This window comes from Oligoflexia bacterium, assembly GCA_035326705.1.
Lineage (GTDB): Bacteria > Bdellovibrionota_G > JALEGL01 > JALEGL01 > JALEGL01 > JALEGL01.
Genome location: DAOLES010000001.1, coordinates 145,835 through 157,773 on the forward strand (window position 1 = coordinate 145,835; position 11,939 = coordinate 157,773).

At 35.6% G+C, this 11,939-nt stretch carries 10 protein-coding genes; 5 read left to right on the top strand and 5 right to left on the bottom strand.

The annotated features are described in order from the left end of the window. Window positions 1–228: 228 nt before the first annotated feature. The 3 genes from PKC21_00705 to PKC21_00715 are packed head-to-tail and all read right to left on the bottom strand — an operon-like array spanning window position 229 to window position 5,125. Window positions 229–2,433 carry a Na-K-Cl cotransporter gene (locus PKC21_00705; GenBank protein ID HMR23848.1) on the bottom strand — a complete coding sequence of 735 codons (2,205 nt, stop codon included), beginning with the start codon at window positions 2,431–2,433 and terminating at the stop codon, window positions 229–231. Between the two features lie 20 nt (window positions 2,434–2,453). Beyond that, window positions 2,454–3,896, bottom strand: a complete 1,443-nt coding sequence (locus PKC21_00710) for a hypothetical protein (GenBank protein HMR23849.1) — start codon at window positions 3,894–3,896, stop codon at window positions 2,454–2,456. Then, entirely contained in the window at window positions 3,893–5,125 is a 1,233-nt protein-coding gene (locus tag PKC21_00715; GenBank protein ID HMR23850.1) for an MFS transporter, read from the bottom strand. Before PKC21_00715 ends, PKC21_00710 begins: the two co-directional genes overlap by 4 nt. A gap of 79 nt (window positions 5,126–5,204) precedes the next feature. Between PKC21_00715 and PKC21_00720 the strand changes: the two genes are divergently transcribed. The 3 genes from PKC21_00720 (at window position 5,205) to PKC21_00730 (ending at window position 8,750) form a co-directional block, all read left to right on the top strand. Then, entirely contained in the window at window positions 5,205–5,732 is a 528-nt protein-coding gene (locus PKC21_00720; protein HMR23851.1) for a hypothetical protein, read from the top strand. 41 nt (window positions 5,733–5,773) lie between these two features. Next, window positions 5,774–7,309: a sodium-dependent transporter gene (locus tag PKC21_00725; GenBank protein ID HMR23852.1), complete on the top strand. Its 1,536-nt coding sequence runs from the start codon at window positions 5,774–5,776 to the stop codon at window positions 7,307–7,309. A 151-nt stretch (window positions 7,310–7,460) separates the two neighbouring features. After that, entirely contained in the window at window positions 7,461–8,750 is a 1,290-nt protein-coding gene (locus tag PKC21_00730) for a nucleoside transporter C-terminal domain-containing protein (protein HMR23853.1), read from the top strand. Between the two features lie 100 nt (window positions 8,751–8,850). Here PKC21_00730 and PKC21_00735 read toward each other — a convergent pair whose 3' ends face one another. Further along, complete coding sequence (locus tag PKC21_00735) at window positions 8,851–9,669, bottom strand: hypothetical protein (protein ID HMR23854.1); 819 nt, start codon at window positions 9,667–9,669, stop codon at window positions 8,851–8,853. Window positions 9,670–9,787: 118 nt separating this feature from the next. On the opposite strand from PKC21_00735, the gene PKC21_00740 reads away from it, so the two are divergent. Beyond that, window positions 9,788–10,654: a purine-nucleoside phosphorylase gene (locus PKC21_00740; GenBank protein HMR23855.1), complete on the top strand. Its 867-nt coding sequence runs from the start codon at window positions 9,788–9,790 to the stop codon at window positions 10,652–10,654. Between the two features lie 7 nt (window positions 10,655–10,661). Further along, window positions 10,662–11,216, top strand: a complete 555-nt coding sequence (gene hpt, locus PKC21_00745) for a hypoxanthine phosphoribosyltransferase (GenBank protein HMR23856.1) — start codon at window positions 10,662–10,664, stop codon at window positions 11,214–11,216. A 102-nt stretch (window positions 11,217–11,318) separates the two neighbouring features. Here hpt and rpsD read toward each other — a convergent pair whose 3' ends face one another. Then, the gene (gene rpsD / locus PKC21_00750) at window positions 11,319–11,939 is read right to left on the bottom strand and encodes a 30S ribosomal protein S4 (GenBank protein ID HMR23857.1); all 621 of its coding nucleotides are present in this window, start codon (window positions 11,937–11,939) and stop codon (window positions 11,319–11,321) included.

Sequence of the window (11,939 nt, forward strand, 5' to 3'; positions counted from 1 at the left end):
TTGTTTTATTTACGAGGGGGCTGCTATGCACAGGATACAATAATAACAGATTGTAACTGTATCTATAGTGGTTTAAAAAATATTTAGGACAAATTATATTTTATGAATACTCAGCTGATCCGGCTTACGCCCTCAAGGCTTTCGCTTTTCATAAAATATAAATTTCTCCTCGTGCACCATGACTTTATTAAATGACTATAAAAGCGATTCACCCTAAAAACAAACAAATCAGTTAAAAATTTCTTTAAAGTTAATATCTTCGCTGGCCAAAGTAATACAGGTTAAGGGTAATTTTTCTGTCTTCTTTCTTAGTGAAGTGTAATAATCAATGTATGAGTCAACACTCTCTTCTGCTTGAGGAGAGCGCATGCCAAGAAAAACTAAATCTGCTCCGTTAGAGTTTTGTTGAATTACTTCAAATGGATTTTGATTTTTTTCACAAATAAATACTTCTGGCGTAATATTCAAACGGCCAGACTTTACAAATTGTTTTAAAACTTCTAAAGCTTGCTCTTGATCTTCACCTTCTCGAGTTGTTGTTTTTAAGAAGATATTGGTTTTGCCTTGAGGAGAGAATTGTTGCATGAGATGAGCTAACGCCAACATTAGATTTGCATTTTGTTGCTCACGACCCCACCAGATATCAATCCTTTTTAAAGATAGATGTTGTGATAATTCTAATTCTTCTTTTTCATCATCATTTCTATTTTTTAAAATGAGAACATTTTTTTCTTTTCTGTAACAAGATTGTATTAAAGAAATATAATCAGGTAAGTTTTCATCTTTATCACAATCACCAAAAAGTATGGTGTTGGGTCTAATAGGGCCCATGCCGTAACTAAAAATACTGTTTTTTATACTTTTCCAAGTGTTTTCACCAATCGTAACGGAAACCAAAGCTGATATATGCTTTTTATTTAGAAAGTCTTTGATTGATTTTTCAAGTTGAACACTTCTGTCATCAGTAAACTTATCACCAGTAATGCTGGCACCAAGGCTCAAAAAACCTTTATCTTTAGTAAGCATGTTTGCAAATTGAACAAGAGACCAACGACTTTTGGGTGAGCCAGTAAGAGCATAAATATTGGGTCGCCATGAACGTGCATCCGGTTCCATACCGTCAAGCCTATAAATAGCATTTCTGACCACGCTCATCCATAAACCTCTTCTAATATCAGACCAATGACTGCCTAAATTTCTTTTTTTTGTGATGATATAAATGCTAGCAACACAAGCTATTGCAATAAAAGTGGCGCCAGCATTAATCATAAGCATGGCTGCCAAACAACCAATAGCACCAAACAAACTGGTTAGAAAATGAGTTTTAAACTCAGGACGCCATGATGGGTTGCCCATCAATTGTTCAAAAGCAGCAGATAAATTAAGAAAACCATATGAAGTTAAAAAGAACATAGATAAAATGGATGCAATTGCATTTAGGTCACCCAAGAAAAAAACACAGGCAGCAACAAGTAAAGAAAAAAATGTGGCACGTTGGGGGATGTCTTTTTCATCTGAGCCTTTAGCAAAAAATGAAAAAACAACTCTATCTTTTGCCAATGCTTGCAAAGTTCTTGGGGCACCTAGCATTGCACCCAATGCACTTGATAAAGTTGACCCCCATAATCCCAAGATTACAAACAAAGGAATCAAGGCGACTGTTTTAATAATAAGGGAATCGCTTAATAAAACATCATTTGTAAGGTCTAAACTATCTAATTTAATGACGAATAGTGCATAAACGATGAATCCAGTAATGACAGCCAATAGAGTGCCAATAGGTAATGCCTTGGAAGCATTTTTTAAATCACCTGACATGGATAAACCGGCTTCTATACCCGTAACGGCAGGAAAAAAAACCGCAAATACTGCCCAAAAAGAAGCTTTGGGTTGAATCAGAGTGTCAAGGCTAGAGCTATAACTGGTATCTTGCCCAAGAAAAAATGATGCAATCGATATTGCAATCAAAACTAAAATGATGCCCTGAGTTCTTAATGCAAAGTCAGTAGATTTATAAGCTGTAAAGCCTGTCAGACCAAGAAATAAAAGCTTTAGTGGAAGCTCAGGAATAAAGGGAAATAACATTATGACTGACTCAGCAAAACCTGTGATATAAAAGGCAATGCCTAAGCTTTGGGCAAAAAATAAAGGTATTCCAACTGCAGCACCTGCTTCAAGACCAAATGATCTTGAGATCATGAAGTAAGCACCGCCACCTTCAATTTTCATGTTTGTGGCTGTAGAAGCAATGGATAGAGCTGTTAGAAATGTTATTAAGGATGATAAAGTTACAATAATTAAGGAGGACACTAACCCTACTTGTCCCAACATCCAACCCATTCTTAAGAACATAACTGCACCAAAAATAGTCAGTATGCTTGGAATATAAACACCCTTTACCCAGCCAAATTTTTGTTTGTTATCTGTCAGCATAATTGTTTTAATGTATAGTCTTACAAAAGTTTTATTTTAAGATCAAACAGTTCTTCAAATGATTTTTTTATTTGATCAAATTGTTTTTGTTGCAAAAAGCTTGTTATTGGAATTTTTATTAAAAATGTTTTTTTAGAAATTTTATAATTTTTAATCCATTGTGGATTTTTATCAAAGCACCAAAGAAAGAGTTTTAAAGCAATAGCAATTTTTTTATATGTATATGTTTCTTTTTTTTGAGGTTTAATCGCGGTCATCTCAAGCATTAATTTAAAAATAGAAACAATAGAAGAGTAGTCATTTTTAGAATTATAAAAAGGGAAATCTTGTGCCAGAGCTTGGTAATCAGAAAAACGGTAAGTTGGTTTTTTTGAATTGCAGATTAAGCCAATGACAAGAGCAATCATGGATAGGTTGATCAAGTCTTTATCCGCATCCAATAATTTTTTAAAAAGTTTATTAAATAGAACTAAGGATTGTCTTTGATATGGGGATAAAATATGATGTTTAAAAAATGAAGAAGAAAAATCAATGTTTTGTACTTTGACATATTTAGTTTTTTTAGTTTTTAGAGTTAGATTGAGTAAACCTTCTTTCAAGGCAATATCTGTGTAGCGCAAGCTTGCACAATTAAAAAACTTTAAAATTTCATCTAGAAGTATGTTGCCTCCGGTGAACATATCAATTCTTTTTTCTTCTAAATAAGGAACTTTTTTGAGCTGTTCGTAGCTATAGGTAGAAGTTTTTTTAATTAATTTTGATAAGCTGTTAGGAGAGCATTTTTTATCAATATAGTCACCACTATTTAATACTTTAACAATACCTTTGACCGTTCCACTTGAACCGTATGCTTCTAATGAGCTTACTTTTGGCCATTTAGCTAAATGTTTTTTTAAATAACCAGTGATATGATCTTGAAACAGTTGAAGTTCTTGAGTAGAGGGGGGAGAGCTTTTAATAAATTGTTCTTTAATCAAAGATGATCCAAGAGGAATGCTATGATGAAATACTTTTGATTTATTGTTGAGAGTAATTTCAGTGCTGCCACCGCCAATATCTACACATATAAAATTTTGTTGTTGAGGTTGGTTAATGTGTTGTTTTAGCCCTTGATAAATAATTTTTGCTTCTTGATGGCCACTAATTTCAATTAGTTTAATGCTAGAATTTTTAAAAACTGCATTGATAAGCAGTTTCTTATTTTTTGCTTGTCTTACAGCAGCGGTAGCATAAGCATAAGTTTGATCAACACCCAAGCTTTGGCAAATTTGATTAAAATGTTTAAAAACTTGGACTGTGTTATGAATGGTTGGCTTAGAAAAGTAACCTTGAGAAAAAACATCTTTTCCTAGTTTAATCATCAGTTTTTCACTGTACAGTTTTTGGTAATCTAGATTGCCGTACAGTTGGTAAACATCAAATCTTACGGAATTACTGCCAAGATCAATAATGCTGAGTCTCATTGTATATCCTCTTTATGAAGCTCATCCAAGTTCCATAAACTTGGGAATAATTTTTTCCATGATAGTGCAATTAAAATTGTGCCTATACCTCCCAATGCAGCCGCCCAAATTGTACCAAACCATTTTGCGGTTATACCAGATTCAAATTCTCCTAACTCATTGGATGCTCCAATAAACATGAGGTTGATGGCACTTATTCTACCACGCATGTTTGAAGGAGTTAAAACTTGTACCAAGGTTCCTCTGGTAACAACGCTGATAATATCACTTGCTCCCATACAAAATAAGAAAAAAATACTTAAGATAAAGGATTTAGACAAAGCAAAGCCTAAAGTAAATAGCCCAAAACATAATACTGCAAGTAACATACGTTTCCCAATATTACGTTTAATAGGTTTGTAACTTAATAATATTGCCATTAAAGTTGCTCCAAGAGCAGGGGCACTTTTTAAAACACCTAAACCTTGAGGCCCAACGTGTAAAATGTCTTTTGCATAAATGGGGAGAAGTGCCGTTGCACCACCAAGCAGTACTGCAAATAAATCAAGAGATATAGCCCCCAAAAGTCTTGATTCTTTTTTTAGAAAAATAAAACCTTCTTTGATCTGATTAAAAAAAGAGCTGCTTAAGGCTTGACTTATAGAAGAGCTTTCAATGCTAATAAAGCAAAGTAAGGATAAGAATAAAAAAACACCAGAAATGAGATAAGTCATGTAAATTGCATTGATAAAGTAAGCATACAAAAATCCTCCTAACGATGGGCCTATAATGATAGCAATTTGCCATGCCGAGCTTGTTTTTGCTACATGTTGAGAAAATTCATTTTTTGCAACAATATTGGGTAAAAAAGATTGGGTGGCGGCACCAACAAAAGCTCTTACAACTCCCAAGGCAGTCATTAAAAGGTAGATAGCATTTTGATTTAAATTGTTGTTGTAACTTAGACCAGCTAAAGCAAATGATATGCAGGTACCAAAAAAAAAGCATGTTCTAATGATGTTTTTTTTATCGTACTTATCTGCGCAGGTTCCAGCATAGGGAGAAAAAAATGCCATCGGCAAAAACTGACTTAAGCCAATATAGCCTAGGCTTAAAGGGTCTGAAGTTAAATCATAAATAAACCAAGCAATAGCAAGGGACTGTATTTGAAAGGATATAACAGAAAAAAACCTTGCAACAATAAACTTAATGAAGTCAAGGCGATGCGTGGTATCTGCAAATGATTTCATAGGGCTTTTAATACAAACAAAATAAATTGAACAAAAAAGTTGAATAATTTCCCAGTCTTTGCTTTTGTAAAAAACATTAATGAAAGCTTATATTCAATTTATATTACTTATACCAATTTTTTCCATCATTGGGGTACTTTATCCATCAACAACAGAAAAAATTAATAATGATAATTATTACAATGTAGGTGTGGGTGACGTTGAACTCGATTTAAAGCTCAATAGTAGCTTTTATGGTGATAATGCGGGGCCAAGTGTTTTCACCTTTCAAGTTGGAGGCAACTATTTTATATCTAAAAACTTGGCTCCGGGGATTGAACTGTTTATACAAGATGTAGATAGTCAGTCACAATTTAGAGTCTTACCCAATATTAAACTTTATCTTCCTGATCATGACCGAATCTTACCCTATGCGCAAGTAGGCTTAGGTGTAGCCAATGTGCCGCAAGGAGGTGGGCTAAATTTAAGGCTGGGTGCTGGGGTCAACTACTTGTTGACGCGTTCTGTGGCAATAGGACTTTCACTGCAATATGATTTTTTAATGTCTGATGAGGCACTTCATCGTATAGAGATACCCGTAGGGTTTCATTTTTATTTTAAATATTAAATGGCTGACTTTATAGTCTAAAAAGGTAAGGAAAAGTAAATATGGGAAAAAACAATAGAGAGTCATGGGGATCTAAATTAGGCGTTATCATGGCCGTTGCAGGCTCAGCAGTTGGTTTGGGGAACTTTTTAAGGTTTCCTGGGCAAGCTGCCCAAAACGGTGGTGGAGCATTTATGATTCCATACTTTGTTTCTCTCTTGCTGATAGGCATCCCTTTGGCTTGGGCAGAGTGGACCATGGCAAGATACGGTGGGCTAAAAGGTTTTCATAGTGCTCCAGGCGTTTTTCAAAGCTTGTGGAAAAATAGAATTTCTAAATATTTAGGGTCTTTGGCCATACTGATTCCTTTGGTTATTTTTATGTACTATGTTGTGATTGAGGCTTGGTGCTTAAGTTACGCCCTAGATTATCTAAGTGGAAGTTTAATGAAAGGCAACGATGCCAAAGCTTACAGCGATTTTTTTGCGCAACAGGTTGGTATTTCTGCAGATGGTGCTCTTTTTCATGGTGGTAGTATTAAGGTTATTTTAGTCTTAGCATTTACCTTTGCCTTTAATTTCTTTTTGATTGCAAAGGGACTCATGTCCGGTATTGAGCGTTTTGTTAAAGTCGCCATCCCCATTATGACAGTGTGTGCATTATGTGTCCTGATTAGAGTATTGACCTTAAAGACACCTGATCCAAGCTTACCTGAGCAGTCTGTTATTGGTGGTTTAGGTTTTATGTGGAATCCAAACTTTTCTAAGCTTACAGACCCTCAAACATGGTTGGCAGCAGCCAGCCAAATCTTTTTCAGTTTATCAGTTGGTTTTGGGGTTATCATTAATTACGCCAGTTACCTGAGAGAAAAAGATGATGTAGTTTTAAGTGGCTTGACTGCGTGTAGCATGAACGAGTTTTTTGAAGTTTGTCTTGGAGGATTAATTACACTACCGGCTGCATTTATCTTTATGGGAGCAGGTTTGGCGAGTGTTTCTGGCTCTACCTTTGGTTTAGGTTTTAATGCTTTACCTAATGTATTTGCACAAATGCCCGCAGGTCAGTTTTTTGGCTTTTTGTGGTTTTTTATGCTGTTTTTAGCGGCGGTGACCAGTAGTTTGTCTATGATTCAGCCTGTATTTGCCTTTGTAAAAGAAATTGGGGTTGAACATAAAAAAGCCATTAAAAGCGTTGCCTTGGTCAGTGCCATTGGTGCAGGGTTTGTTGTGTATTTTTCTAAAGATCTAAAAGCTCTGGACACCATGGATTTTTGGGTTGGAACCTTTTTAATTTTTGTTTTAGCCATGATTCAGTCTATTATTTTTGCTTGGATCTTTGGTGTGGATAAAGGGTTTGAAGAAGCCCATAAAGGTGCCAGCATCAATATTCCAGGCTTTGTTAAACCTATTTTAAAGTATGTTACACCCATCTATTTATTGGTTATATTTATTGGCTTTTCAATCAATAATGCGCCAGCATATTTTAAAAGCTTGGTTAGCGATGGAATTGCTGGGGTAAGTGTTGCTTTTATTGGCGTGATTTTGGCCGGCATTTTGTTTTTAATACATAAACACCGAAAATTATGGGAACAGATATAATTAATAAATAAGTTTATTGGCTTGCTATACAACGTATTGAAGGAGATGTTATGACATTAGGTGGCTGGATAATGATGAGTTTATCGATATCAACAGTGTTAATATTGATTAGTTTTTGTTTGTATAAAGTGTTTAAATAAAGGGTTGGAAAATGTTGTATAACTTAGTGTCTTTATTGGGTATAGTCGGTATTATTGGTATCGCATGGTTGATGTCAAACAATAAAAAAGCATTTCCATGGCGTCAAGTTCTGTGGGGATTAGGCTTACAATTTCTCATTGCCATTTTTGTTTTTGTTTTGCCTGTAGGTAAAACTTTATTTCTTTGGATGAATGATTTAGCGGTGACTTTAATTGGATACGCTACAGAGGGCGGAAAATTTGTTTTTGGTGGTTTGGCAACCCGTAGTATGGCTACTAAAGAAGGTGCTGCGCCTGGATCAGATTTTGTGTTTGCCTTTGAAGTTCTGACAACGGTTATTTTCTTTTCCTCATTGATTGGTGTTCTTTATTATATAAAAGTTATGCAAGTACTGGTTAAAGCTTTTGCTTGGGTGATGCAAAAAACCATGAAAGTATCAGGTGCTGAAGCTTTGACAGCGTCGGCCAATATTTTCTTTGGCCAGTCTGAAGCCCCTATTGCAGTAAAACCTTATATTCCTAAGATGACTCAATCAGAAATCATGTCCATGATGACAGGTGGATTTGCTACCGTTGCTGGCGGTGTTATGGCAGCGTATATTGGAATGCTACATGAGGTGTTTCCAAACATTGCAGGACATTTGATTTCTGCATCGGTTTTATCTGCTCCAGCAGCATTGATGCTAGCCAAGGTAGTTTTTCCTGAAACTGAAAAACCCTTAACTCAAGGTGAAGTTGCTATGAATGTAGAAACTGAAGATGTGAATGTTTTGGATGCAGCGGCTACAGGAGCTGCCTCTGGATTACACTTAGCTTTAAACATTGGCGCCATGTTGATAGCTTTTATGGCTTTATTGGCTATGATTAATGCCATTATTGGTTACTTTGGCTCTATGCTAGGCATTGATAGTTTAAGTTTGCAAAAAATCTTGGGTTGGACGCATTACCCTATTGCTTTGATGATGGGGGTTTATCCTCAGGATGCCATGACCGTAGCAACGCTTCTAGGAGAGAAGTTGATCTTAACAGAATTTGTGGGTTACTTAAACTTGACTCATATTTTAAAGGAAGGTGTGATTCAATTGCATCCTAGGTCAGTTGTGATTGTAACCTATGGCTTATGTGGCTTTGCTAACTTTGCTTCCATCGCGATTCAAATTGGCGGTATAAGAGCAATTGCCCCTAGTAGATCTTCTGACTTAGCTAAGTTAGGTTTAAAAGCGATGTTTACTGGGGCACTGGCAGCCTATTTAACTGGAAATATTGCTGGGATCTTTTTTTCTGGTAATACTATTTTATAGAATCATGAGCTGATTAAAAGCACGACTCTCATAAAAAAAGCCTATGCAGTTTTCAGTGCATAGGCTTTTTATTGATGATAACGTTAACTATTCAGCTTTACTAATTTGATCCAAGCTTGGCATCAATTTCCTCACGAGTTGTAGAAAATATTTTTTCACTGAGGTTTATAAGATCTTTATCATCCGTTGAGAGTTGCTTAAAACTAAGATTTTGACCGCCAGCAATCCATTGCCATACAAATGGGTTGTATTTGAATTTTTCGCCAATCGCCATGGCACCAGCATTTGAGGTTTTTTGAAGGGAATCTTTCCCTAAGAACTCATTTTGAACCAGATCACCATCTATGGCGGATGAAATAGATAGATTTGCTTTAGCATTGATAATCATCACCATACACATGGGACAAGGCTCTAAAGTTCCATAAACGTAATAGCCATCTTTACTAAATTGTTGAGTGCCTTTGTTTGTATTGACAGGGTAACTGGTAACAGGCTCAACTAGGTTAGATCGAGCTATGTTTTCTTCACTCATTTCAAGATTGTATTGGTTTTTGCCATTATTTAAGTAATGTTTATAGGCAACTGCATCTTCTAAAGCTCTTGCTTCGGCATGGTCAGTTATACCAGGGCCTGTTACCATTGCGTTACGTCCGGGAAACTCATAAATAACACCATCATTAACTAAAAGTACAAGGGCACCAATACCGTAGTTACCTTCATTAAAGGCCGCTAAAGCTGAAGCCAATGCTTTTCTTGCGTAGTAAGCATGTTGCCCAATTTGATAAGTATTTATTGTTTTTGCTAAGTAACGCTCAACTTGATTAGCTATATGTACATCGTCAGTATTGGTTTGAGCAATAGCAGATTGATGACTGAAAATTAGAAAACAAATGCTAAATAATAAAGATAGTTTTTTCATTGTAAACCCCCAATTCAATTATGGTTATATTGAAGTCTTAATAGCAGGTTATATGTGATGCTTCAAATGAAAATGATTAAAAATTAGCTCTAGGTTGTGTTTTAAAGGCTTACAATATATGTCAGCCAACATGATTGATGTAGAAATATTGAGAGCAAAAATAAAGACTGCAGTGGAATATTTATCAGATGCTAATGTAGCGAATATAAAAGCAAAATATCTCATTGTTTTGGGTTCTGGGCTCAGTGAAGCGATTGATGATTGGGAAATGATTCATGCATTTGCATATAAAGAAATTCCCGGGTTTCCTGAACATATAATAGAGGGGCACAAAGGTGAAGTGAGGCTTTATAAAATTAATGGTAGTGATGACTATGCCTGGGTATTAACTGGAAGATTTCATAGTTATCAAGGTTATGACCCTGCTGAGTGTGCTATACCTATTAGAGTTGCTGCTGGATTAGGGGTGAGCCATGTTATTCTTACTTGTGCAGCTGGAGGAATTAATGAAAACTACAATCCAGGCGATATTATGTTCTTAAATGATCATATCAATAGTACTGGAATGAGTCCATTTAGAGGGCCAAATTTGGATGAGTTTGGACCAAGATTTTTAGATCTAACAGAAGTTTATGATGATGCTTTTTTACAAGACTTAAAAAGAGCTGCAAAACAAGCAGATATTTTTACCCAAGAAGGTGTTTATGTTTGGCACTGGGGCCCAGAGTACGAGACACCTGCAGAGATAAAGCGTTGGGCAATTTTAGGTGCAGATGCAATTGGAATGTCTATGGTTCCTGAAGCTATGGTGGCAAGACATCATCAGCTAAAAGTGGCAGGTATTGCTTGTATCAGCAATAAAGCGGCAGGTATGTCAGAAAAAGGAAGAAAAGGTAAGCTTGACCATAAAGAAGTATTAGAGGTTGGTCAGCAAAGCAGCCAAAAGCTCAAAAATATTTTAAATCAGTATTTTCAAAAAAATTAAGAGGTAGATGACTATGTTAGATTATCCAAAAGATTACTTTTTACCTGCACTTATTAGCCAAGAACAACTAAAAAAGAAAATACATGAATTAGGACAGCAAATTACAAGAGACTATCAAGATAAAGAGATTTTATGTATTGGTGTTTTAAACGGAGCAGTTCAATTTTTAGTGCATTTAATTGAAGAAATTAAATTACCGCTTAATATAGATTTTATATCAGTCTCAAGTTATGGCGACTCAACTGAATCAAGTGGAAAACTATCGTGGCGTCTTAACTTATTGCAAGATATTAGCAATAAACATGTGATTATTGTTGAGGATATTATTGATACCGGCATTACATTGCATGAGGTTAAAAAAGAGTTTTTAAAGCAAAATCCAAAGTCATTAAAGATAGCGTCACTGTTCTCTAAACCTTCGAGACGAGAAATAGATGTAGATATAGATTATCTTGGGTTTGAAATTGAAAATCATTATGTTGTCGGCTTTGGCTTTGATTATCAAGGCTATTACAGAAACTTACCGCACGTAGCAATCCTGCCTGAAGACAGGTACAAATAATAATTATAGATTAATGATTAATCATAACTTTTTCATGTAATAAAAAAAGCCTATGCAGTTTTCAGTGCATAGGCTTTTTTAAAGGATATTGTAAAGAACAGCTTATTTAACCAATCTAGAATAATACTCGATGACCATTGGAATTTCCACTACAAATGGAAAGTCTTCTCTACCCGGTGTTGAGGTTAAGGTTGCTGTCATGTTTGCATCATCATAACGTGACCATTCTGGGTGGTTGCCAGTTGCTTTGCGTTCTTCAACTTCAGACTGAACAAAAATCATTTTTTTACCTTTTTCAGTCAAAGATATTTCTTCACCTTGTTTGGTTTGGTAAGAGGCAACATCTACACGTTTACCATTGACTAAGATTTTACCATGAGCTACCAATTGACGAGCAGCTGCAATTGAAGGAGCAAAACCAACGCAATATACAACGTTGTCTAAACGTCTTTCTAAAATATCTAACAAGTTTTTACCAGGATCACCTTTTTTACGGAAAGACTGAGAAACAGCTCTTCTTAATTGTCTTTCACCTAAACCGTAGTTGTAACGTACTTTTTGCTTTTCAATTAGCTGTGTACCATATACACTTTTCTTTTTCCGTTTATCACCATGTTGTCCTGGTGGGTAAGGGCGACGCTCTGGTCTTTTTCTTGATAGACCGGGCAAATCTGCACCCAGTGCACGCATAACTTTCAATCTTGGTCCTGTATATCTTGCCAT